The sequence below is a fragment of the Burkholderia humptydooensis genome, from assembly GCF_001513745.1.
GTDB classification, from domain to species: Bacteria; Pseudomonadota; Gammaproteobacteria; order Burkholderiales; family Burkholderiaceae; genus Burkholderia; species Burkholderia humptydooensis.
This window is the reverse complement of record NZ_CP013380.1, coordinates 2,227,136-2,250,609: the sequence shown is the minus strand read 5'-3', so window position 1 is coordinate 2,250,609 and position 23,474 is coordinate 2,227,136. Positions and strand designations below refer to the sequence as shown.

At 71.1% G+C, this 23,474-nt stretch carries 19 protein-coding genes and 2 pseudogenes; 15 read left to right on the top strand and 6 right to left on the bottom strand.

Going from position 1 to position 23,474, the window contains the following annotated elements; all coding sequences use genetic code 11:
- Positions 1-2 precede the first annotated feature (2 nt).
- Positions 3-1,541: an efflux transporter outer membrane subunit gene (locus AQ610_RS10120; RefSeq protein ID WP_006026660.1), complete on the top strand. Its 1,539-nt coding sequence runs from the start codon at positions 3-5 to the stop codon at positions 1,539-1,541.
- A 110-nt stretch (positions 1,542-1,651) separates the two neighbouring features.
- On the opposite strand, the gene AQ610_RS10115 is transcribed toward AQ610_RS10120, so the two are convergent.
- The 4 genes from AQ610_RS10115 to capA form a co-directional block, all read right to left on the bottom strand.
- Positions 1,652-3,427 (bottom strand): ATP-binding cassette domain-containing protein, encoded by a 1,776-nt coding sequence (locus AQ610_RS10115; protein WP_043282591.1) that lies wholly within the window; start codon positions 3,425-3,427, stop codon positions 1,652-1,654.
- A 118-nt stretch (positions 3,428-3,545) separates the two neighbouring features.
- A complete protein-coding gene (locus tag AQ610_RS10110) occupies positions 3,546-5,279 on the bottom strand; it encodes a lasso peptide isopeptide bond-forming cyclase (protein ID WP_144411940.1) in 1,734 nt (577 codons plus the stop codon).
- Entirely contained in the window at positions 5,215-5,931 is a 717-nt protein-coding gene (locus AQ610_RS10105; protein WP_006026663.1) for a lasso peptide biosynthesis B2 protein, read from the bottom strand. The genes AQ610_RS10110 and AQ610_RS10105 overlap by 65 nt, the downstream gene beginning before the upstream one ends.
- A 74-nt stretch (positions 5,932-6,005) precedes the next feature.
- Positions 6,006-6,149: a capistruin family lasso peptide gene (gene capA, locus AQ610_RS35935; RefSeq protein WP_009905508.1), complete on the bottom strand. Its 144-nt coding sequence runs from the start codon at positions 6,147-6,149 to the stop codon at positions 6,006-6,008.
- Positions 6,150-6,650: 501 nt separating this feature from the next.
- Here capA and AQ610_RS10100 point away from each other — a divergent pair.
- The 7 genes and pseudogenes from AQ610_RS10100 (at position 6,651) to AQ610_RS10070 (ending at position 14,860) form a co-directional block, all read left to right on the top strand.
- A complete protein-coding gene (locus AQ610_RS10100) occupies positions 6,651-7,640 on the top strand; it encodes an AraC family transcriptional regulator (RefSeq protein WP_006026664.1) in 990 nt (329 codons plus the stop codon).
- 102 nt (positions 7,641-7,742) lie between these two features.
- Positions 7,743-8,690 carry a substrate-binding domain-containing protein gene (locus tag AQ610_RS10095; protein ID WP_043282592.1) on the top strand — a complete coding sequence of 316 codons (948 nt, stop codon included), beginning with the start codon at positions 7,743-7,745 and terminating at the stop codon, positions 8,688-8,690.
- A gap of 59 nt (positions 8,691-8,749) precedes the next feature.
- Positions 8,750-10,312: a sugar ABC transporter ATP-binding protein gene (locus tag AQ610_RS10090; RefSeq protein ID WP_231748964.1), complete on the top strand. Its 1,563-nt coding sequence runs from the start codon at positions 8,750-8,752 to the stop codon at positions 10,310-10,312.
- Positions 10,305-11,306, top strand: a pseudogene (locus AQ610_RS10085) (ABC transporter permease). Before AQ610_RS10090 ends, AQ610_RS10085 begins: the two are co-directional and overlap by 8 nt.
- Before the next feature lie 142 nt (positions 11,307-11,448).
- A complete protein-coding gene (locus tag AQ610_RS10080) occupies positions 11,449-12,540 on the top strand; it encodes an erythritol/L-threitol dehydrogenase (RefSeq protein WP_006026669.1) in 1,092 nt (363 codons plus the stop codon).
- A gap of 32 nt (positions 12,541-12,572) precedes the next feature.
- On the top strand, positions 12,573-14,117 hold the full coding sequence (locus AQ610_RS10075; RefSeq protein WP_006026670.1) for an FGGY-family carbohydrate kinase: 1,545 nt from the start codon (positions 12,573-12,575) through the stop codon (positions 14,115-14,117).
- On the top strand, positions 14,114-14,860 hold the full coding sequence (locus AQ610_RS10070) for an SDR family oxidoreductase (protein WP_006026671.1): 747 nt from the start codon (positions 14,114-14,116) through the stop codon (positions 14,858-14,860). Before AQ610_RS10075 ends, AQ610_RS10070 begins: the two co-directional genes overlap by 4 nt.
- A 135-nt stretch (positions 14,861-14,995) precedes the next feature.
- Here AQ610_RS10070 and AQ610_RS10065 read toward each other — a convergent pair whose 3' ends face one another.
- Positions 14,996-15,655, bottom strand: coding sequence for an aspartate/glutamate racemase family protein (locus AQ610_RS10065; RefSeq protein WP_006026672.1), 660 nt, complete (start codon positions 15,653-15,655; stop codon positions 14,996-14,998).
- 226 nt (positions 15,656-15,881) lie between these two features.
- Between AQ610_RS10065 and AQ610_RS10060 the strand changes: the two genes are divergently transcribed.
- From AQ610_RS10060 to AQ610_RS10030, 7 genes are all read left to right on the top strand, one after another.
- Positions 15,882-16,574 carry an RNA polymerase factor sigma-70 gene (locus AQ610_RS10060; protein ID WP_006026673.1) on the top strand — a complete coding sequence of 231 codons (693 nt, stop codon included), beginning with the start codon at positions 15,882-15,884 and terminating at the stop codon, positions 16,572-16,574.
- Between the two features lie 61 nt (positions 16,575-16,635).
- Positions 16,636-16,878, top strand: coding sequence for an MbtH family protein (locus tag AQ610_RS10055; RefSeq protein ID WP_006026674.1), 243 nt, complete (start codon positions 16,636-16,638; stop codon positions 16,876-16,878).
- A 55-nt stretch (positions 16,879-16,933) separates the two neighbouring features.
- Positions 16,934-17,950, top strand: coding sequence for a TauD/TfdA family dioxygenase (locus AQ610_RS10050; RefSeq protein WP_006026675.1), 1,017 nt, complete (start codon positions 16,934-16,936; stop codon positions 17,948-17,950).
- 23 nt (positions 17,951-17,973) lie between these two features.
- Positions 17,974-18,894 carry an ABC transporter ATP-binding protein gene (locus AQ610_RS10045; protein WP_006026676.1) on the top strand — a complete coding sequence of 307 codons (921 nt, stop codon included), beginning with the start codon at positions 17,974-17,976 and terminating at the stop codon, positions 18,892-18,894.
- A complete protein-coding gene (gene fhuB, locus AQ610_RS10040) occupies positions 18,891-21,023 on the top strand; it encodes a Fe(3+)-hydroxamate ABC transporter permease FhuB (protein ID WP_059213561.1) in 2,133 nt (710 codons plus the stop codon). The genes AQ610_RS10045 and fhuB overlap by 4 nt, the downstream gene beginning before the upstream one ends.
- Positions 21,020-21,826 carry a siderophore-iron reductase FhuF gene (gene fhuF, locus AQ610_RS10035; RefSeq protein ID WP_006026678.1) on the top strand — a complete coding sequence of 269 codons (807 nt, stop codon included), beginning with the start codon at positions 21,020-21,022 and terminating at the stop codon, positions 21,824-21,826. Before fhuB ends, fhuF begins: the two co-directional genes overlap by 4 nt.
- Entirely contained in the window at positions 21,757-22,887 is a 1,131-nt protein-coding gene (locus AQ610_RS10030; protein ID WP_374189324.1) for an ABC transporter substrate-binding protein, read from the top strand. The genes fhuF and AQ610_RS10030 overlap by 70 nt, the downstream gene beginning before the upstream one ends.
- 86 nt (positions 22,888-22,973) lie before the next feature.
- On the opposite strand, the pseudogene AQ610_RS31770 reads toward AQ610_RS10030, so the two are convergent.
- A pseudogene (locus tag AQ610_RS31770) lies at positions 22,974-23,457 on the bottom strand (DUF1993 family protein); the annotation flags it as partial.
- Positions 23,458-23,474 lie beyond the last annotated feature (17 nt).

The following is a 23,474-nucleotide window of genomic DNA, read 5'->3' as shown; positions in this document are numbered from 1 at the left end:
CGATGATGAAACCCCTGGCCCGGCGGCGCGGGCCGCGCGCATGGCCGGTCGCGCTCGCGGCGGCGCTCGTCGCGGGCTGCACGCTCGCGCCGCGCTACGAGCGGCCGGCCGCGCCCGTGCCGGTGAGCTATCCGTTGGCGGCGAGCGCGCCGCACGGAGCGAGCGCCGTGCGCCCGGCGGCGGTGGACGGCGGCTCGCGCGATGCCGCGAACGCGTCCGGCGGCGCGCACCAGGTGCGCGAGGCGTCCGAGGCGCACGACGTGCGCCTCGACGACTGGCGTGCGTACTTCACCGATCCGGCGCTGCGCGCGCTGATCGACGCGGCGCTCATGAACAATCGCGACCTGCGGATCGCGACGCTGCGCATCCAGGAAGCGCGCGGCCTTTACGGCGTCGCGCGCGCGGACCGGCTGCCGTCGATCGACGGCAGTCTCGGCTACGAGCGCACGCGGCTTTACGACCCGGTGCTGCGCGAGAGCGCGACGAGCTCGCTGTATCGCGCGAGCGTCGGCTTGAGCGCGTTCGAGATCGACCTGTTCGGCCGCGTGAAGAGCCTGTCGGACGCGGCGCTCGCCGAATACTTCGCGACCGCCGAAGCGCAGCGCGCGGCGCGCCTCAGCCTGATCGCCGAAGTCGCGTCCGCGTATGTGACCGAGCGCGCGCTCGTCGATCAAGTGAAGCTCGCGGAACGCACGCTCGCCGCGCGCGACGCGACTTACGCGCTCACGCAGCGCCGTTACGCGGCCGGCACGAGCACGGCGATCGAGCTGCGCACGGCCGAGATGCTCGTCGCGGCCGCGCGCGCGTCGAAGGCGGCGCTCGAGCGCGAGCACACGCAGGCTGCGAGCGCGCTGAAGCTGCTCGCGGGCGACTTCTCGGCGGCGCTGCCCGCCGATGCGCCCGCGCTCGACGAGCTCGCGGTCGCGCGGGTGTCGCCGGGGCTGTCGTCGGATCTGCTGGAGCAGCGGCCGGACATCCGGCAGGCCGAGCAGCGGCTCGTCGCGGCGAACGCGAACATCGGCGCCGCGCGCGCGGCATTCTTCCCGCGCATCGCGCTCACGACCGACGTCGGCTCGGTCAGCGACGCATTCTCGGGGCTCTTCTCGGCCGGCTCGAGCGTGTGGACGTTCGCGCCGCGGCTCACGCTGCCGATTTTCGCGGGCGGGCGCAATCGCGCGAATCTCGAGCTTGCCGACGCGCGCAAGCATATCGCGGTCGCCGAATACGAGAAGACGATTCAGACGGCGTTCCGCGAAGTCGCCGACGCGCTCGTCGCGCGCGATCAGATCGACGCGCAGCTCGCCGCGCAGCAGGCGGTCTACGGCGCGGACGCCGAGCGGCTGCGGCTCGCGGAGCGGCGCTACGGCAGCGGCGTCGCGAGCTATCTCGAACTGCTCGACGCGCAGCGCAGCACGTTCGAGTCCGGGCAGGAGCTGATTCGCCTGAAGCAGTTGCGGCTCACGAATGCGATCGCGCTGTATCGCGCGCTCGGCGGCGGCTGGTCGCGCGCCGCGTGCGACGGCGAAGACGCGTGTGCGTGAACGCGTCGACGCGCGTGTTCATCGACGGCGATCGCCTGCCGGTCGTCCTGGTTCGCATGAAATGACGAAGCGGTCGGCCGGCGCCGCCGGATCGCGCGGACGGCCGCGCGTCATGCCTTCGCGTCGGCGTGCTCGGGCTGGCGGCGCCAGAACGTCCGGTATTCGTCGCACGTATCGATGAGGCGCCGGTGCGGGCCCGCCGCGACGAGCCGGCCTCCGGACAGGAACAGCACCTGGTCGGCCGCCTCGACGTTCGCGATCCGGTGGGTGATCAGCACGAGCGTCGTCCGCTTGCCGAGGCGCTCGCGCAGCATCGCGATGCCGAGCGTGTCGCTGTGCGGGTCGAGCCCCGACGTCGTTTCGTCGAGGACGATCGCGGGAACGTCGACGCCCATCAGCCGGACGAGCTCGACCTTCTGCACCTGGCCGCCCGACAGGCGCGCGCCGCCTTCGCCGACGTCGCCGTCGAGATCGACGCGCCGGCCGTCCTTGTGGAACGCGAGGCGCTCGAGCAGCCGGGTTGCGTCGATGTCGGTGAGCGTCGACGGGTGGTAGCGGACGTTTTCCCGCAGCGAGCGGTTCAGGAGCGCGACGTCCTGCGGGACGTACAGCGCGAAGCGGCGGCGCGCGTCGTCGCCGACGCTGTACAGGTCGACGCCGTCATACGCGACGGCGCCGTCGTCGGGCGGCAGCAGCCCGGCGACGATCTTCGCGAGCGTGGACTTGCCCGAGCCGTTGTGCCCGACGATCGCCGTGTAGCTGCCCGCCGGCAGATCGAACGACATCGGCTCGATCGAGAAGCGCCCCGCCCGGGCAAACGCGAGCCGGCGCACCGCGATGTGCGCGGCCGAGCCGCCCGGGCGCGCAAGCGCGCGCGCGCCGCCGTCGCCGCCGCCGCCGCCGCCGCCCGCGCGCGGCGCGATCGCGAGCGCTTCGCGCACGTTCGCGAGCGCCGCGCCCGCCTGGCGAAGCACGAATCCGTACGCGCCGAGCGGCAGCGCGAACTGCAGCACGTACGTCTGCAGCAGCATGAAATCGCCGAGCGTGATCCGGTGGGCGGCGATGTCGCGCACGCACAGCACGAACATCGCCGCCATGCCGAGCGCGATGATGCCGTACTGACAGGCGGCCGCGCGCGTGAGCAGCCACGACCGGCGCCAGTCGACATCGAGGCGCGCGACGGCGCGCGTCGCGACGTAGTCGATTTCCTGCGGCACCGCGCCGTTGTAGACGACGCGCGGCGCATTCGCCAGCACGTCGCCGAGCGCGGCCGACAGCGCGCCCGCCGCCTCGTTCGTCGCCGCCGCGCTGTTCTCGTACTGCTCGGCCGACAAGTGAGAAAACACGAAGTAGGCGGCCAGCACGGCAAACAGGATCGCCGCGTACCGGAGCGGCACGAGCAGCGCGATCAGCACGATCGCGACGACGAGCTGGATCGCCACGGGCGCGATCTTCCACAGCACGCCTTCGATGATCACCTGCAGGCTGTACGGCAGGCGCTCGAGAAGGCCCTGCACGTAGCCGCTGTCGCTCGACGCGCGGCTCGCGAGCGCCGGCAGTTGCGCATGCAGCGCGCGGCGCAGCAGCGTATTCGACGTGGCGTGGACGATCTTGCCGGTGTATGCGAGCAGCGCGACCGACGAGACCGCGGACGCGGACCAGAGCACGGCGAACAGCACGATATCGACGGAAGCCTTCGCCGCGTCGAACTGCGCGCGCGACATCTCGTCGACCGCGAGCTTCAGCGCAACCGGGCCGAGCAGCATGAAGGCCGATGTCAGCGCCTCGATCAGCACGCCGGCGACGATCAGCTTTCTCGCCTTCGTTTCCTTGTCGACCATCAGGCGGACGACGTCCGCCAACGAGCGTAGCGCAGCAAGCTTCATGTCGATTCGCGATCGGGCCGGCAAGCCGGCGTTTCGAATGGGGAGGGCCCGGTTCCGGCGCGCGGCGGGACCGGATGCGGCCGCACGCGCGCCGTCGGGAGGGCGGCGAGACGGTTCGTCAGCATACCGCGGCGCGCCGGTTCGTCACGAAATTCTGCCAGGACGCGCAAAAAATCTCCACGCATCCGACGAGCGCTAGACTGATCGCGGCCGCGTTCTGTCCGACGCGCACCGCCTTGAGCGCGCGCGCGAGCTCGGCTTCGTCGAGCTTGCCGCTTCGCATCAGCACGCCGTCGCGGATCAGCTCGCGGAATGCGTCGTAGTGCGACACGATACCCTTCACGAAGCCGATGCCGAACGATCCCTTGGTCCTGCGCCACAGCACGTCGACGGGGGTGTGCGCCGACGCGATCTCGCGCAGCACGATCCGGTCGTTGCGGTGATCGAAGCTGTCGTAGCTGCGCAGGCCGAACGTCGCCTCGACGACCGGTTGCGCGAGATACGGATTGAGCCGGCGCGTGTACGCGGCGTCGGTGACGGGCGTCATGATCGACACGAACCGGTCGAGCACCGAGATCGACTCGTCGAGCGGCGCGCGCCGGCGCGGGATCTCGGCCGCCGCGCGCGGCGCGTGCGACGCGAACAGCCCGGACAGCGCCCGCTCCGACGCCGACGTGTCCTGTCCGAACAGCCGCCTTCTCAGCGCGATCTTCGCCGCCATCAGCAGGATGCGCGGAATCGAATCGTTGTGAAGCACCGCGAGCTTTTCCGCCGTGCGCAGCGCGAACGACCATCCCTTGGCGCGAAGCGCGTCGAGCACCGCGTTCGCGTCGGGCACCGCCTTGAACAGCAGATCGCCGCCCTGGCCCTCGAGCAGCACCGACGACGGACCGATCGCGTTTGACACCGCCCGGTCGATGCCGAGAAACAGCATGTCCTGGCTCAGCGCGGCGGGCGGAGTCTGCACGATCCGCTCGGAGAACGGCAAATGACGATCGATGTCGAGGCAGATGAGCGCCGCGCCGATCGAATCGGCGACGCGCGCCGCCATGTCCCGCTCGTAGCAGTCGGGCGACGACGTGGAGAACAGATGGACGGCGGCGAGCGGCGCGTTCGCGCCGAGCGCCTTGCGCAGGAAGATCGCGCCCGCGGACGAATCGACGCCGCCCGACAGCGCGGCGCACACGCTCGGGTGGCTGCGCGCGATGCTCGAATAGACGTCGTCGAGCGCCGCCGCGCACGATGCGCGGATGTCGTCCGCGGCCGGCGCGCGCGGCAGCCACGCGCGCTCGATCGCGCATCGTCCGTCGGCGTCGACGATAAGCGCGCATCCGGGCGGCACGACGCGGATCGACGCGAACGGCGTTTCGTCGAGCGGACCGAACTGCGTGCACGCGAATTCGATCAGGTAATCGAGGTTCCAGTCGATCGGCCCGCGATCGAGCAGGTTCGCCGCCTGTGGATCGACGTCGACGCGCCCGTGCTCGCCCGTCCGGTAATAGAGCCGGACCGAATGCAGCGGATCGGGCATGAACAGGCGGCGGCCGGTCGCCGCCTCGTCGAGCACGAGAAGGTACGCGCCCCAGACGGAGCGTGTGACGGCGTCGCGCGCGTCCGGCAACGTGCGGGCGCGCGCGAGCGAGCGCACGAGGCTCGAGTGCGCGTCGCGCAGGTACGCGCGGCCGGGGCCGTCGGCTTCGAGCAGCGTCACGCCGATCGGCCGGTCGGGGCCGGCCGCGCAGGACAGCCATTCGCGATACCCGTGCGCGTTCGTCCAAGCGCGACGTTCAAGCCGCCAGCCCGAACGGGGCGGCGCGTTCGTCATGTCGAGGCGTCCGATAGATTTCGCCATAGCTCTTTTTCAGCTCCGGTTCGTCGCCGCACACGCGCCCGTCGACCTCGACCCATGCATGGGCGACGAACGGCATCGGCCTCACGCCGATCACCAGTTGAGCGGGCACGTTCTCCCGTCTCAGGTGTGTGGCGAGCGCGAACGACATTTGCAGGCACGTGATGCGAATGGGCGACCAGATCGACGCGCGCAGATAGCGCTCGATCGTGCGAGACGGGGCGTCGCCGGCACGCGCGCCTTGCCCGGCGCGCGCATCAAGCCGATCGAGCAACGAGAGCGCGTGAAAGCCGCGGATCTTGAGCGACACCGCGCTTCGCACGATGCGCCAGAACGGCAGCCACTCGAAGCCGGACGCGCTTCGTTCGCCGAGCGTGCGGCTTCCCCAGACGCCCGAATCGAACGTGTCGAACGCCCACCCGCGGTAATCGGCAATGCGGCCCGGGGCGGACGCCGGCGATTCGGCGGCGACGATCCGGTCGGATATCAACGGCTTCAATGCATGCGGCGCATCGAGCGGCTTGAAATCCAGATAATGGTCGGCAAAAGCCTTCGCGCATGCCTCGTCATAAAGAAAATAACGCGACCGTTGCATATCGAGCGCGACGATCGCCTGATCGAATACTGCAATATGGCAATGGTTGGCTGGTGTCATGACTATTTATTCTGGTGGGGCAAAATGCCCCACCAGCTTCATGAAGCGCTACTCAGTCGGGCACGAGGCGCGACTTAATTGAACCCGAAACGCGAAATCACGCGGGCATCCGGGGTTTGGAAACCCGGGGTGCCGTGCGTCGAGGAAACCGCGTCCAGGCTGACGCCGTTGGAGCCGTGGATCGTCGAACGAAGCAGCTTCGCCAAAAGTCGAACCATTTCAATCTCCTAAAAAATATCGAGTGAGCCAACCGCCTTTCATGATAGTAAGGTAGCCGGCGTTAGGTTTATAGCATCGCCCGGAAAGAAATTCAATCGGAATATTCTTTTCTCGCCGTGGGTAATTTTATATCCCGGCATTGCGGAATTTATCTTGAATGAACGATTTATCTTTATCGAAAAAGTGAAATCGTGATTTGTCGGCTTGATTCATGAATTTGGAAGCGGAATAAATCCCGCATTGCCCGCATCGGGTTCCGCTGATCGCGCCGCCGGATGCGCGCAGGACCTGCTGCTTCGCACCAAATTTGACGCATCCGGCCTCCGCATTCGTCCGGATTCAAAAAAATACCAGCCCGGTGTCTGATTTTTAGTGGCCGGCCGGATGGCCGGCGACTATCGTTCGCACTACACAAAACGAACGGCGGAGCGCGTTGCCGAGCGCCCCGCCGCATCGAAGGAGCGGCGCGCGCGCCGTGGTCTGGAGAACAGGAGGAGCGTGTGCAGCCCGATCTCGAAGTCGTCGACGTGCGCCGTGGCGAGTCGTTCAAGGCGTGGTCGCATGGCTATCCGTACCGCACCGTGCGGTGGCACTTCCATCCGGAGTTCGAAGTGCATCTGATCGTCGAGACGACGGGCCAGATGTTCGTCGGCGATTACGTCGGCGGCTTCGGCCCCGGCAACCTCGTGTTGATGGGACCGAACCTGCCGCACAACTGGGTGAGCGACGTGCCGGAAGGCAAGACGATCGCCGAGCGCAATCTCGTCGTGCAGTTCGACCAGGCGTTCGTGTCGCGCTGCGCGGACAGCTTCACCGAATGGCGGCACATCGAGGGGCTTCTCGCGGACGCGCGCCGCGGCGTGCAGTTCGGCGCGCGCACGAGCGAGGCGATCCGGCCGCTTTTCGCCGAGCTGATCCACGCGCGCGGGCTGCGTCGCATCGTGCTGTTCCTGTCGATGCTGCAGATCCTCGTCGACGCGACCGACCGCGAGCTGCTCGCGAGCCCCGCGTATGAAGCCGATGCGTCGACCTTCGCGTCGACCCGCATCAACCACGTGCTTGCGTACATCGGCAAGAACCTCGCGAACGAATTGCGCGAGACCGACCTCGCGCGGCTCGCCGGGCAGAGCGTGAGCGCGTTCTCGCATTACTTCCGCCGGCACACCGGCTTGCCGTTCGTCCAGTACGTGAACCGGATGCGGATCAATCTCGCGTGCCAGTTGCTGATGGACGGCGACGCGAGCATCACCGACATCTGCTTCAGGAGCGGCTTCAACAATCTGTCGAACTTCAATCGTCAGTTCCTCGCGGTGAAGGGCATGTCGCCGTCGCGCTTTCGCCGCTATCAGGCGCTGAACGACGCGAGCCGCGATGCGTCGGAGGCGGCCGCGAAGCGCGGCGCGGGCATCGCCGGCGCGCCGGCGATCGTGCCCGCCGCGCAGGCGCGCGGCAACGCTCGGCCGCCCCCCGAAATCCTGCTGTCCGGCTGAAGCCGGCCCGCGTTCCCGAGCAACCCAGCCCAAAACGCGTCACGCCGCGCGCCGCTCTCGCGGCGCGCGGGGCGCGCTCATACCTAGAAAACGGAGACAACCATGATGGACACCGCTTTGTCGACGCCGGCTTCCGGCAACCGGGCCGCCCGCGCGCTGCGCGCCGCGGCGCTTTCGATCGCGCTCGGCGCCGCAGGCATCGCGCATGCGGCGCCGCTGAAGATCGGCATGACGTTCCAGGAGCTGAACAACCCGTACTTCGTGACGATGCAAAAGGCGCTCAACGAAGCGGCCGCGTCGATCGGCGCGCAGGTGATCGTCACCGACGCGCATCACGACGTCAGCAAGCAGGTGAGCGACGTCGAGGACATGCTGCAGAAGAAGATCGACATCCTGCTCGTGAATCCGACCGATTCGACGGGCATCCAGTCGGCCGTGGTGTCGGCGAAGAAAGCGGGCGCGGTCGTCGTCGCGGTGGACGCGAACGCGAACGGCCCGGTCGATGCGTTCGTCGGCTCGAAGAATTTCGACGCGGGCGCGATGTCGTGCGACTACCTCGCGAAGGCGATCGGCGGCAGCGGCGAAGTCGCGATCCTCGACGGCATTGCCGTCGTGCCGATTCTCGAGCGCGTGCGCGGCTGCCGCGCGGCGCTCGCGAAATTCCCGAACGTGAAGATCGTCGACGTGCAGAACGGCAAGCAGGAGCGCGCGAGCGCGCTCACCGTCACCGAGAACATGATCCAGGCGCATCCGTTGCTCAAGGGCGTCTTCAGCGTCAACGACGGCGGCTCGATGGGCGCGCTGTCCGCGATCGAGGCGTCGGGCAAGGACATCCGGCTCACGAGCGTCGACGGCGCGCCGGAGGCGATCGCCGCGATGCGGAAGCCGAACTCGAAGTTCATCGAAACGTCCGCGCAGTTCCCGCGCGACCAGATTCGCCTCGCGATCGGCATCGGGCTCGCGAAGAAGTGGGGCGCCAATGTGCCGAAGGCGATTCCGGTCGACGTGAAGCTGATCGACAAGGACAACGCGAAGACCTTCAGTTGGTGAGCCGGCGCGGCCGCGAGGCCGACGGCATGAACGAAGCGGGCGACGCGCGCCGCGCCGCGATGGAGGCGGTGGCGGGCGCGGCGCGCGCGAGCGAGGAAGCAATGGACACGATACTGGCGCTCACCGGCATCACGAAGCGGTTTCCGGGCGTCGTCGCGCTGCAAGGGATCGATCTGCGCGTCGCGCGCGGCGAGATTCACGCGCTGCTCGGCGAGAACGGCGCGGGCAAGTCGACGCTGATGAAGATTCTCTGCGGCATCCATCAGCCCGACGAAGGCACGATCACGATCGACGGCGAGCCGCGGCGCTTCGCGAACTATCACGACGCGATCGCGGCGGGCGTCGGCATCGTGTTTCAGGAGTTCAGCCTGATTCCGGACCTGAACGCGGTCGACAACCTGTTCCTCGGCCGCGAGTGGCGCGGCCGGCTCGGGCTGCGCGAGCGCGCGCGGATGCGCCGCGCCGCGGCGGACATCTTCGCGCGGCTTCGCGTGGCGATCGATCTGGCGGCGCCGGTGCGCGAGCTGTCGGTCGCGCAGCAGCAGTTCGTCGAGATCGGCAAGGCGCTGTCGCTCGACGCGCGGGTCCTGATCCTCGACGAGCCGACCGCGACGCTCACGCCCGCCGAGGCCGCGCACCTGTTCGGCGTGATGCGCGAGTTGAAGCGCCAGGGCGTCGCGATGATCTTCATCTCGCACCATCTCGACGAGATCTTCGAGGTGTGCGACCGGATCACCGTGCTGCGCGACGGGCAGTACGTCGGCGCGACCGACGTCGCGCGCACCGACGTCGGCGCGCTCGTCGAGATGATGGTGGGCCGGCGCATCGAGAACAGCTTTCCGCCGAAGCCGCGTCTCGCGCGCGATGCCGCGCCCGTGCTCGAAGTGGACGCGCTGCAGGTGCGCGAGAACGGGCCCGTGAACCGCTTCACGCTGCGCGAAGGCGAGATTCTCGGCTTCGCGGGCCTCGTCGGCTCCGGGCGCACGTCGAGCGCGCTCGCGCTGATCGGCGCGAAGCCCGCGCGCGTGCGGCGCATGCGCGTGCGCGGCCGCGCGGTGCGCTTCGCCGACCCCGCCGACGCGCTCGCCGCGGGCATCGGCCTCCTGCCGGAGAGCCGCAAGACGGAAGGGCTCATCACCGGGTTCTCGATCCGGCACAACGTCGCGATCAACAATCTCGGCAAGCACCGCAGCCTGCGCTGGCTCGTCGACGCGGCGGCCGAGACGCGCACGACGCTCGAGCTGATGCGGCGGCTCGGCGTGAAGGCGCCGACGCCGCAGACGCGCGTCGACACGCTGTCGGGCGGCAACCAGCAGAAGGTCGTCATCGCGCGCTGGCTCAATCACCACACGCGGATCCTGATCTTCGACGAGCCGACGCGCGGCATCGACATCGGCGCGAAGGCGGAGATCTACCAATTGATGCGCGAGCTGACCGCGCGCGGCTATTCGATCGTGCTGATCTCGAGCGAGCTGCCGGAGATCGTCGGCATGTGCGACCGCGTCGCGGTGTTCCGGCAGGGGCGCATCGAGGCGGTGCTCGACGGCGGCGCGATCGAGCCGAGCACGGTGATGACTTATGCGACTTCAGACGTACGCGGAGCGAATCATGAACATGCATGACCGGACGGCGACGCCGTCGTCTTCCTCTCCCGCGTCCGCCGCCGCCGGCGCGCGCGCGCGGCACGCGTTCGCCGCGCTCAGGCGCACGACGACGTTCTATCCGCTTGTCGGGCTCGTCGCCGTGTGCGTTGCGATGATGTTCGCGAGCGACAGCTTCCTGAGCGCGGCGAACCTCGAGAACGTGCTGCGGTAGGTATCGATCAACGCGATCATCGGCGTCGGGATGACCTGCGTGATCCTGACGGGCGGCATCGACTTGTCGGTCGGCTCGGTGATGGCGCTGTCCGGCACGCTGACGGCGGGGCTTCTCGTCGCGGGCGCGAACGGCGCGGCGGCGCTTGCCGCGGGCGTCGGCGTCGGGGTCGCGCTCGGCGCGGCGAACGGCCTGTTCGTCGCGTTCGCCGGGATGCCGCCCATCATCGTCACGCTCGCGACGATGGGCATCGCGCGCGGCCTCGCGCTCATCTATACGGGCGGCTATCCGATCGACGGGCTGCCCGACTGGATCCGCTTCTTCGGCAGCGGCAAGGTGCTCGGCGTGCAGATGCCCGTGCTGACGATGCTCGCGGTCTACGCGCTCGCCTGGCTGATGCTCGAGCGCATGCCGTTCGGCCGCTACGTGTACGCGATCGGCGGCAACGAGCACGCGACGCGGCTCTCGGGCGTGCGCGTCTCGCGCGTGAAGCTCGCCGTCTACACGTTCGCGGGGCTCACGTCGGCGCTCGCCGCGATCGTGCTGACGGGCCGCCTGATGAGCGGGCAGCCGAACGCGGGCGTCGGCTTCGAGCTCGACGCGATCGCCGCCGTCGTGATGGGCGGCACGTCGATCGCGGGCGGCCGCGGCTCGATCGTCGGCACGCTCGTCGGCGCGCTGCTGCTCGGCGTGCTGAACAACGGCCTGAACATGATCGGCGTGAATCCCTACGTGCAGAACGTGATCAAGGGGGCAATCATCCTGCTCGCGATCTACATCGGGCGCGAGCGGCGCAAGTGAGCTGCGCGGCGCATGCGACGCCGATATGCGCGGCGTGTGTCGCGTGCGTCGGGCACTTCGGGCACGCCGCGCACGGCGTCGCGGCGAGCGGCCGCACGGCCGGCATTCCACTTCTTCGAACCCAGCCAGGCAAACCGAAACCATGACGAATCGAAACGACGAAACGCAGCAGATGACGGCAGTCGTCTGCCACGCCCCCGAGGACTACCGCGTCGAGCGCGTCGCGAAGCCGCGCGCGAACGCGCGCGAGCTCGTGATCCGCATCGGCGCGTGCGGGATCTGCGCGAGCGACTGCAAGTGCCATTCCGGCGCGAAGATGTTCTGGGGTGGCCCGAGCCCGTGGGTCAAGGCGCCCGTGATTCCCGGCCACGAGTTCTTCGGCCATGTCGAGGAGCTGGGCGAGGGCGCGGCCGAGCACTTCGGCGTCGCGCTCGGCGATCGCGTGATCGCCGAGCAGATCGTGCCGTGCGGCAAGTGCCGCTACTGCAAGTCGGGCCAGTACTGGATGTGCGAGGTGCACAACATCTTCGGCTTTCAGCGCGAGGTCGCCGACGGCGGGATGGCCGAGTACATGCGCATTCCGCCCACCGCGATCGTCCACCGGATTCCGCTCGGCATCTCGCTCGAGGACGCGGCGATCATCGAGCCGCTCGCGTGCGCGATCCACACGGTCAATCGCGGCGACATCCAGCTCGACGACGTCGTCGTGATCGCGGGCGCGGGGCCGCTCGGCCTGATGATGACGCAGGTCGCGAAGCTGAAGACGCCGAAGCGGCTCGTCGTGATCGATCTCGTCGAGGAACGGCTCGCGCTCGCGCGCGAGTACGGCGCCGACGTGACGATCGACCCGACGCGCGAGGACGCGCCCGCGATCGTCCGGGCGCTGACGGGCGGCTACGGCTGCGACGTCTACATCGAGACGACCGGCGCGCCGGCGGGCGTCACGCAGGGGATGGACCTGATCCGCAAGCTCGGCCGCTTCGTCGAGTTCTCGGTGTTCGGCAAGGACACGACGCTCGACTGGTCGATCATCGGCGACCGCAAGGAGCTCGACGTGCGCGGCGCGCATCTCGGCCCGTATTGCTATCCTGTCGCGATCGATCTGCTCGCGCGCGGGCTCGTCACGTCGAAAGGCATCGTCACGCACGGCTTCTCGCTCGAGGAGTGGGACGAGGCGATCCGGGTCGCGAACTCGCTCGACTCGATCAAGGTGCTGATGAAGCCGCGCGGCTGACCGCGTGCCGCTCACCGAATCGCGGAGGCGACATGGAATGCGTGATTGGTGTCGACATCGGCACCCAGAGCACGAAGGCGGTTCTCGCCGGCATCGACGGCGCGATCGTCGCGCAGCACGCGGTGGCGTACCGGCCGGACACGCCGAAGCCGCTGTGGGCCGAGCAGTGGCCGCACGTGTGGTTCGACGCGGTGCGCGAATGCATCGCGCGCGTCGCGGCCGACGCGCGCGCGGCCGGCATCGGCGCGGCGTCGATCGGGGCGCTGTGCGTGAGCAGCCTGTACGGCGGCTCGGGGATTCCGGTCGATCGCGAGATGCGGCCGCTGCATCCGTGCCTCATCTGGATGGACCGGCGCGCGACCGACGAAGTCGACTGGGTGCGCGCGCACGTCGACGTCGCGCGGCTTCGCGCGATCACGGGCAACGGCGTCGACAGCTACTACGGCTACACGAAGATGCTGTGGCTGCGCGAGAAGCGCCCCGACGTGTGGGCGAACATCCGCTATTTCGTGCCGCCGAACGCGTATGTCGCGTATCGGCTGACGGGCGAGCTCGCGGTCGATCACAGCGCGGCGGGCAACATCGGCGGCGTCTACGATCTGAGCCGCCGCGACTGGTCCGACGAAGCGCTCGACATGCTCGGCATCCCGGCGACGATGATGCCCGAGCGGCTCGTCGATTCGGATGCGGTGGTGGGCGGGCTCCTCCCGCAATGGGCGGACGCGCTCGGCCTTGCGGCGGGCACGCCTGTCGTCGCGGGCGGCGTGGACGCGGCCGTCGCGACGTTCGCGGCGGGCGCGGCGCGCCGCGGCCAGCACGTCGCGATGATCGGCACGAGCATGTGCTGGGGCTACATCGCGGAGACGACCGACGCGCGGCACGGGCTCGTCAGCATGCCGCACGTGTTCGACGGCCGGCGCGACCTGTACGTGTTCGGCGGCGCGCTCACGGCGGGCGCGTCGGTATCTTGGTTCCGCGAGCAGTTCTGCCACGCGGAGCTCGAGGCCGCGCGCGCGAGCCCGGGCGGCGACGCGCACCGCCTGCTCGAAGCCGCCGCCGCGCAGGTGAGCGCGGGCAGCGACGGCGTGCTGTTCCTGCCGTACCTGATGGGCGAGCGCAGCCCCATGTGGGACCCGAAGGCGAGCGGCGCGTTCGTCGGCCTGTCGCTGTATCACACGCGCGCGCATCTGTATCGCGCGGTGCTCGAAGGGCTCGCGTACGCGCTCAGGCACAACATCGCGGCGGGCGCGGCCGGCGCGCGCGCGCTCGACGACCGGCTCGTCGTGGTCGGCGGCGCCGCGCATTCGGATCTGTGGATGCAGAGCATCGCCGACATCACCGGCTACCCGGTGTGGACGATCGCCGAGGACGTCGAGGCGGCGATGGGCGCGGCGCTGCTCGCCGCGCTCGGCGCGGGGCTTGTGTCGCGCGAGGCCGCGCGGCGCGGCTGGGTCACGCTCGCCGAGCGCGCACGCCCCGACGCGCGGCACGCGGCGCTGCACGACGCGCGCTTTGCGCTGTACGCCGGGCTCTATCCGGCGCTCCAACCCTTCATGCACGGATTGCAGACATCATGAGCGTCGCTTTCGATTTCAACGGCCGGTCGTTCCTCGTGACGGGCGCCTCGAGCGGGATCGGTCGCGCCACGGCCGTCGCGCTGCGCGGCTGCGGCGCGCGCGTCGTCGCGGCCGCGCGCAACGTGCGTGAGCTCGCGCGGCTTGCCGGCGAGACGGGCTGCGAGCCGCTCGAACTCGACGTCGGCGACGACGCATCGGTGAGCGCGGCGTTCTCCGGCGAGCGGATGCGCGGCGCGTTCGACGGGCTCGTCAACTGCGCGGGCGTGACGAGCCTCGCCGCGGCGACCGACACGACGGCCGCCGAGTTCGACCGCGTGATGGCCGTCAACGCGCGCGGCGCGATGCTGGTCGCGCGGCACGTCGCGCGCGCGATGATCGGCGCGGGGCGGGGCGGCAGCATCGTCAACGTGTCGAGCCAGGCGGCGCTCGTCGCGCTGCCGTCGCATCTCGCGTATTGCGCGTCGAAGGCCGCGCTCGACGCGATGACGCGCGTGCAGTGCGTCGAGCTCGGGCCGCACGGGATCCGCGTGAACAGCGTCAATCCGACCGTCACGCTCACGCCGATGGCCGAGCGCGCGTGGAGCGACCCGCAGGCGAGCGGGCCGATGCTCGCGGCGATTCCGCTCGGGCGCTTCGCGCGCGTCGCGGATGTCGTCGCGCCGATCCTGTTCCTGTTGAGCGACGCGGCCGCGATGGTGAGCGGCGTCGCGCTGCCCGTCGACGGCGGCTACACCGCGCGATAGCGCGCACGCGGTTCGCGGGCGTCGCGCTCGGGCCTCGGGCGCGCTCGCGGCGTGCCGTGGCCGCACCGGAGATCGCGAGCCGGCGATCCGCGAGCCGGCGATCGCGCTCGCCGCCCGCCCGCTCGCTCGCTCGCGTCACGCCCGCAAGAGGCGCGCGAGCGCGGCGCGGGGCACCGTGAGCGGCGGCGGCCCGAGCGTCACGTCGGGCGCGGCGATCGCCATCGACGTTTGCGCGAACGCGACGACATCGAAGCCTTGCGCATACGCGGCGTCGGCCGCCCGCGCGAGCCGCGCGCGATAGCCGGCCGCGTCGCCCGCATGGAATCGCGCCCACGCATCCGGAACGATCCGCACCTGCAGACGCGCGCCCGTCGCGCGCGCTTCCTCTTCGAACAACGCGCGGGTCGGCCGCTCGCTGCTTGGCGCCGCGCACAGCACGGCGATCCGCGCGCCGGCGTGCGCGCACGCACGGGCGAGCGCCGCGTCCGCGCGCACGACCGGCTTCGGTGGCGCGGCGAGCGCGTCGACGCTCGGCCCGAGCGGCGAGCACGTGAGGATCACCGCGTCGGCATCGCGCGCGAGCGCGACGAGCGCCGCGCGGGTTTGCTCGACGATCGGCTCGGGCAGCGCGAAAGCGGCGGCGCCGGCGGCCGCGGCCGCGCGCTCGGCGGCGGCGAGCAGGTCGGCACGCACGCCGTGCGCGAGCGAACCGGGGGCGAAACCGAGCGCGGCGGCGGCCTGTTCGAAGAGCGGCACGTTGCTGTCGGCGGTGTGCAGGCAGGCGATGACGGGCATCGGTCGAATGGCGATCAAAAGGTATTCAAAAAGGGCATTCGAAGGTCGCCGGAGCGGGGCGAACGCGGGATCGTACCGCCATCGTTGCGCGGGGGGGAACGAAGCGCCGCCGAAGTGCCGCAAAACGGCAAATCCCGCGAGATGATTTGGGTATCAATAAATAATATTGAGAACGATTCGCGTTTACGTTAAATTGCCTGCCATTGGGCAAACATCTGGAGAATGCATGGCGGAAGCGCTCGCCCGGCCGGCGCCGGCAAAACCGTTACCGATCCTCGATCCGAACGCGGCGTTTGCGCCCGGCCCGCGCGCGCCGTCGCGCGCCGCGGCGCGCGCGTCCGCGCATGGCGTGCTCGTCGACGTGCTGGTCGCGAACCGGCCGATGCTCGTCAAGCTCGCGCGCGGCTTCGTCGGCTGCGCGAGCCGCGCCGAGGACGTCGTGCACGACGTGTTCGTCAAGCTCGTCGATTTCCCGAACCAGGACGCGATCCGGCAGCCCGTCGCGTACGTGACGCGGATGGTCCGCAACGCGTCGATCGACGCGTGCCGCCGCCAGACGCTCGAGAACGCCTATCACGCGGACGAGGACGACGGCCTCGACGTGCCGTCGAACGAGCTGTCGCCGGAAGCGGCGCTCGCCGTGCGCGACACGCTGCGCCATGTGTACGACGCGCTCGCGCAACTGCCCGCGCGCAGCCGCGCCGCATTCGAGATGGTGCGGCTGCGCGAGGAGACGCTGCAGAGCGCCGCGCGCGCGCTGAACGTGTCGCAGACGCTCGTGCATTTCATGGTCCGCGACGCCGAGCGGCACTGCGCCGCGTGCGTCGACGCGTCCGAGCGCGGGCTCGCGTGCCCGGCGTTTTGCGGCGGCCGCGCGCGGCCGGTAAAAAAATGCGTGCGCGATTCGTCTATCGAGTAGACGCCCACGCGGCGCGCCCGGCGCGCCGTCCCTCGAACCTTTCCAGCGAGCTTTCACGATCATGACGCAAGCCCAGCAACCTGCGAGCGCGCCCGCCGAGGCCGACGACGTCGTCTACGCGGTCGTCGTCAACGACGAAGAGCAGTACTCGATCTGGCCGACGTTCCGCGCGCTGCCGGCCGGCTGGCGCGAAGCCGGCGTGCGCGGCCCGAAGGCCGACTGCCTCGCGCACATCGAGGCCGTGTGGACCGACATGCGCCCCGCGAGCCTGCGCCGCCATCTGGACGCGGCGAACGCGTCGTGATCCGGCGCGCGCCCTGTTCGCATCGTTCGTATCGCCAGAGCAAGAGGATTTCCGGATGACCCAGCTTTCGATGCCGGCCGCGGCGGCCCGCCCGACGCTCGGCGATCTGCGCGTCGAGCCCGGCCTGCCGACCGTCGTGTCGCCGCGCGCGGGCGCGGACATCGCGCTCCACGACGCCGCGCCGCTGTTGCGCGAGATCGCGAACGACGTCCTCGAGCGTGCGGGCGGCGTACTTTTCACCGGCTTTCGCGTCGCGTCGATCGAGACGTTCCAGCGCTTCGCCGCCGATTTCGGCGATCCGCTGATCGGCTACGAGTTCGCGTCGACGCCGCGCAGCCAGGTCGAGGGCGCCGTCTACACGTCGACCGAATACCCGCCGCACCGTTCGATCCCGCTGCACAACGAGCAGTCGTACACGCGCGAATGGCCGCTGCGGATCTGGTTCCACTGCGCGCTCGCCGCGCGCACGGGCGGCGCGACGCCGATTGCCGACAGCCGCGCCGTTTATCGCGCGCTCGATCCGGCGCTCGTCGCGCGCTTCGCCGAGCGCGAGCTGCTGTACGTGCGCAATTTCGGGCAGGGGCTCGATCTGCCGTGGCAGCAGGCGTTCGGCGCCGACGATCCGCGCGAAGTGGAGCGCATCTGCGCGGCGCGCGGGATCGACTGCGAATGGCGCGAGAGCGATGACGGCGAGCCGCTCTTGCGCACGCGCGAGCGCTGCCAGGCGGTGGCGCGCCATCCGCGCACGGGCGAGCCCGTGTGGTTCAACCAGGCGAACCTCTTTCACCTGTCGGCGCTCGACGAGGACATGCAGGAAGCGCTCGTCGACGCGGTCGGCATCGAGAACGTGCCGCGCAACGTCTATTATGGCGACGGCGCGCCGCTCGAGCCGGACGCGCTCGCCGAGATCCGCGCGGTGCTCGACGGCCAGCGGATCGTGTTCCCGTGGCGGACGGGCGACGTGCTGATGCTCGACAACATGCTGAGCGCGCACGCGCGCGATCCGTTCGAGGGGCCGCGCAAGGTGGTGGTGGCGATGGCGCGAAGCCACCGCGAAAGGAACGGCGCTTAGCGGATTGGGCGGATGACGAAACGATGAACAATAAAGCGGTGCCGGCGCTCGCGGCGCGCGCGTTGAGCGTCGGCTACCGGGATCACCGGGTGCTCGACGGCCTCGATCTGTCGATCGCGGCGGGGCGCGTGAGCGCGCTGTGCGGCCCGAACGGCTGCGGCAAGAGCACGCTGCTGCGCACGCTCGCGGGGCTGCAGCCCGCGCTGTCGGGCACGGTCGAAGTCAACGGCGCGCCGCTCGGTTCATACCGGCGGCGCGCGCTCGCGCGCACGCTGACGATGCTCGCGCAGTTCAACCAGATTCCCGCGGGGCTCACGGTGCGCGAGCTCGTCGCGTACGGCCGCTACGCGCACGGCGGCTGGCTGCGCGGGCTGTCGCGCGCGGACCGCGACGCGATCGACGAGGCGCTCGCGGCGACGGGCCTCGAGCGCGACGCGGCGCGTGATGTCGCCGCGCTGTCGGGCGGCGAGCGGCAGCGCGCGTGGATCGCGATGGCGCTCGCGCAGCAGGCGCCCATCGTGCTGCTCGACGAGCCGACCACCTATCTCGACATCCATCACCAGCTCGACATCCTGCGCGAGCTGCGGCGGCTCAATCGCGAGCGCGGCCTCACGATCGTCTGGGTGCTGCACGACCTCAACCAGGCGGCCGCGTACAGCGACGAGATCGTGCTGATGCGCGCGGGGCGGATCGTCGCGCAGGGCACGCCCGATGCGATGCTCGAGCCGCATCACCTGCAGGCCGCGTTCGGCGTGACGATGCTCAAGACCGCGCATCCGCTCACGGGCGCGCCGATGTGCGTGCCGGCATACGAGGGCGTGCTCGATGCCGATCCGGCGGACGCGCGCGGCGCGTCATGTGCGTCCGGTACGTCCGACGCGGTATGCGGCGCGTCCGGCGAGCGCCGCGCCGGCGCCCGCCCGCAACGGGATCTCGTCGCATGACGACGCTCGCGGTTCGCAAGCGGCTGCGCCGCGCCGCGCGCGCGCCGGACACGCCGCCGGCGTCGCGAGCCTCGCGCTCACCGGCGTTCGGGCGCGTCGGCGCGATTGCCGGCGCGCTCGTCGCGCTCGTCGTCGTCACGGCCGCGATGCGGCTCGCGCCCGAGCTGCGCGCGTGGCTCGCCGCGCCGGCGGGCAGCGACGCCGCGCAGCTCGCGCACGTCATGCTGTTCGATCTCGCCGCGCCGCGCGCCGCGGCGGCGCTCGTCGCGGGCGGCTGCCTCGCCGTCGCGGGCGCGCTGTTCCAGTCGCTCACGCGCAATCCGCTCGCCGCGCCTGATCTGCTCGGCATCACGGGCGGCGCGCAGCTCGGCCTGATCGCCGCGATGCTCGCGCCGGCGCTCGCCGGTCAGGCGTCGGTGCCGCTGCTGTTCGTCTGCGGGCTCGCCGCGGCCGCCTGCGTGTCGGCCGCCGCGGGCGGCTGGCGCGCGACGCCGCTGCGCCTCATTCTCGCGGGCAGCGTCTGCATGCTGCTGTTCTCGGCGGTCACGACGCTGTTGCTCGCGTTCTTCGAGGAGACGGTGGTCGGCGCATCGCTGTGGGCGAGCGGCAGCCTGTATCAGCCGGGCGCGGCCGGGCTGCGCGACGCGCTGCTGTGGCTCGTCGCGCCGCTCGTCGCGCTGCCGCTCGTGATCCGGCCGCTCGATCCGCTCGCGCTCGGCGACGACGCGGCGGCCGCGGCCGGCGTGCGCGTCGACGCGACGCGCCTCGCGGCCACCGTCGTCGCGGTCGGCTTCGCGAGCGTCGCGGTCAGCATCGCGGGGCCGCTGTCGTACATCGGCCTGATCGCGCCGAACCTGATCCGGCCGATGCGCGGCGCGAGGGCGTCGAGGCTCGGCGCGCTCGTGCCGCTCGCCGCGCTCGCGGGCGGCGCGCTCGTGCTCGTCACCGACAGCGCGGTGCTCGCGCTCGGCCTCGATGCGACGCTGTCGACGGGCGTCGCGATCGCGTTCGTCGGCACGCCGCTGATGCTCGCGATGATCCGGCGCGGCGCGGCGTGGTCGGGCGCGGCGCAGCAGGCGGCGGCGCACGCGCAGCCGGGCATGCGCGGCTGCGCGCGCGTCGTCCGCGCGCTCGCCGCGCTGCCGTGGCCCGCCGTCGCGGCGCTGCTGTTGTCGGCCGCCGCCGTGCTGCTCGCGCTCGGCGTGTCGTTCGGCCCGGTGTGGATCGGCCCCGGACGCTGGCTCGCGGCGCTCGCGCAGCGCGACGACGTCGCGCGGATGGTGCTCGACCTGCGCGCGCCGCGGCTCCTGTGCGCGTTGCTCGCGGGCGCGCTGCTCGGCGCGTCCGGCGTGCTGATGCAGAGCATCGTGCGCAATCCGCTCGCCGGGCCCGAGGTGCTCGGCGTCACGCAGGGCGCGGGGCTCGCGACGCTTGCCACGCTCGTCGCATGGCCGCTCGCCGCGCACGGCGCGCTCGTCGCCGCGTCGCTCGCGGGCGGCGGCGCGACGCTTGCGCTCACGCTCGCGCTCAATCGCCGGCATCGCTATGCGCCGCTCGCCGTCGCGCTGACGGGCATCGTGATCGGCACGCTGTGGACGACGCTCGCGCAATGGCTGATCACGCAGGAGAGCGTGCAGCCCGCGCGCTTCGTCGTCTGGCTCGTCGGCGGCACTTACGGGCGCAGTTGGGGCGAGGTCGTCGCGCTGCTGCCGTGGTGCGCGCTCGCGGCGCCGGCGCTCGTGCTGCTCGCGAAGCCGCTCGATCTGCTCGCGCTCGGCGACGATCAGGCGGCCGCGCTCGGCCTGCCGATCGCCGCGCTGCGCCCGCTCGTGCTGACGATCGCGACGCTCGCCGCATGCGCGGCGGTCGCGGCGGTCGGCCCGGTCGGCTTCATCGGGCTGATGGCGCCGCATCTCGCGGCGATGCTCGGCGCGCGCGCGCACGCGACGCGCCTGTGGGTGGCCGCCGCGTGCGGCGCGCTGGTGCTCGCCGCGGCGGACGTCGTCGCGCGCACGCTGCTCGCGCCGCGCGAGATTCCGGCGGGCGTGCTGACCGCGCTGATCGGCGCGCCGTACCTGCTCGCGCTGCTGATCGCCGAAGCGCGGCGCGAGCGGCGCGGCGGCCGATGAGCGCGAGCCTGCGCGCGACGCGCTTTTCGACGTTCGCGCCGGCCGCGATCGCGCATTATCTCGAGCACGTGTGGCTCGGCGCACCCGACGCGCGCGACGAGCCCGCGCTCGCGGCCGACGGCGGCGAGCCGCCGGACCTGATCCCGGCCGCGGCGCTCGCGCTCAGGCGCGATGCGCTCGTCGACGCGATGGCCGCGCTGTACGGCGGCGATCCGTGCACGCATGCGCGCGCGCTCTTGTCGCAATGGAGCAAGCACTACTTCAATCTGGCCGCGTCGGCGGGCTTCGCGGCCGCGCTGCTGCTCGGCCGGCCGCTCGACATGACGCCGTCGCGGATGCGCGTCGCGCTGCGCGCCGGGATGCCGGTCGCGCTGATCTTCGAGGCCGACGCGCTGCGGCCCGCGCAAGCCGAGCCGGCGTCGCGCTATGCGGCACTCGTCGACCATCTGCGGGCGACGATCGATGCGCTCGCCGCGCTCGCGAAGCTGTCGCCGCGCGTGCTGTGGGCGAACGCGGGCAACCTGCTCGACTACCTGTTCGAGCAATGCGCGGATGCGCCGCGCGCGGCGGCCGACGCCGCATGGCTGTTCGGCCCCGTCGACGCGCGCGGCGAAGCGAATCCGCTGCGGCTGCCGGTGCGCCGCGTGAAGCCGTGCTCGGCGCGGCTGCCCGATCCGTTCCGCGCGCGCCGCGTGTGCTGCCTGCGCAATGAAATTCCTGGGGAAGACCAACTGTGTGGAAGCTGTCCGCTGTTGTTGACGATGTGCGACGAAGCGCTCGCGAAGCAGGACGCCGCGCATTGACGGCGCGAGTGGGGCAAGGGCGATGCGCGGCGGGGCGACTGTCCGTTGCGCGGGCGATCGTGTCTGCGGCGGCTGCGCAGGTGGCGCTGGCCGCGTGCGTCGCGCACGCGGCGCCGCTCGCGCAGGCGGGCGAGCCGCCCGGCGTCTGCCGGCCGCTCGCCGCCGATCCGACCGTGTCGCAGTTCAGCCGAGGGCTGCCCGCGCGGCCGATGCGCATCGTCGTGCTCGAATTCATGTTCGCCGAGGATCTCGTCGCGCTCGGCATCACGCCGGCCGGCATGGCCGATCCCGCGTACTACCCGGTCTGGATCGGCTACGAGGACGCGCGGCTCGCGCATGTGCAGGACGTCGGCACGCGGCAGGAGCCGAGCCTCGAGGCGATCGCGGCCGCGAAGCCGGACCTGATCCTCGGCGTCGGGCTGCGGCATGCGCCCGTCTTCGGCGCGCTGTCGCGGATCGCGCCGACCGTGCTGTTCAAGTACAGCCCGAACTACGTCGAGGACGGACGGCAGGTCACGCAGTACGACTGGGCGCGCGCGATCCTGCGCACGATCGGCTGCCTGACGGGGCGCGAGCGCGACGCGCGCGCGGTTCAGGCGCGCGTCGACGCGGGGCTCGCGCGCGACGCGGGGCGGATCGCGGCGGCGGGGCGCGCCGGCGAGCGCGTTGCGTGGCTGCAGGAACTGGGCTTGCCGGATCGCTACTGGGCGTTCACGGGCAACAGCGCGCCGGCGGGCATCGCGCGTGCGCTCGGCCTCGAGCCTTGGCCGGGCGAGCCGACGCGCGAAGGCACCGCATACGTGACGTCGGAGGATCTGCTGAAGCAGCCGGGTCTCGCGGTGCTGTTCGTCAGCGCAACCGGGCCGGGCGTGCCGCTCGACGCGAAGCTCGATTCGAGAATCTGGCGGTTCGTGCCGGCGCGCAAGGCGGGCAGGGTCGCGCTCGTCGAGCGGAACATCTGGGGGTTCGGCGGGCCGATGTCGGCGTTGAGGCTCGCCGACGAGATGACGGAGCGGGTGCTGGCGTTGCCGAAGCCGGGGGCGGACGCGCCGCCGCGGTGACGCAGGCCGGCCGCGCCGCCGCCGATTGCTGCCGATCGCCGCCGATCGCCCTTGGATTGTCCCCCGCGTTCGCCCGATGCGCCGCGCTATCGCTCCCGCGGCATCGTTGCGGGCCGAAGGTACGCGAACATGTGCGAGACGCAGTCCGGCTTGCCCAGCGCGACGCCGTGATTGCGCAGAATCGCATAGGCGGCGATCGCGTGAAAGTAGAACTGCGGCAGCGCCCAATCGCGCCCAATCGCGGACGTATTGCTCGCCCGTCATGTCGAACACCGCGCCGTCGGGCAGTTCGAGCGCGATCGGCCGTTCGGCGCCTTCGTCGAGCGCGTGCGGTGCGAGCGCGCCGAGGAATGCGAGTGCATCGGCGATGCAGGTCTGCGCATCGTGCAACGAGCCGGGCGCCGCATCCGCATTCCATCCCGCGCGGCGCAGCGCGAGCAGCGACTCGGGAAGCGCGTCGCCGCGCAGGCGGTAGACCGGCTCCTGCGCCTGAAAGGCCGTGAAGCGGACCTGGGCGGCGAGCGCAAACATGTCGGCGGCGAGCCGTTTCGACAGCAAATCACCCGGTTCGCCGCGCCGATCACGCC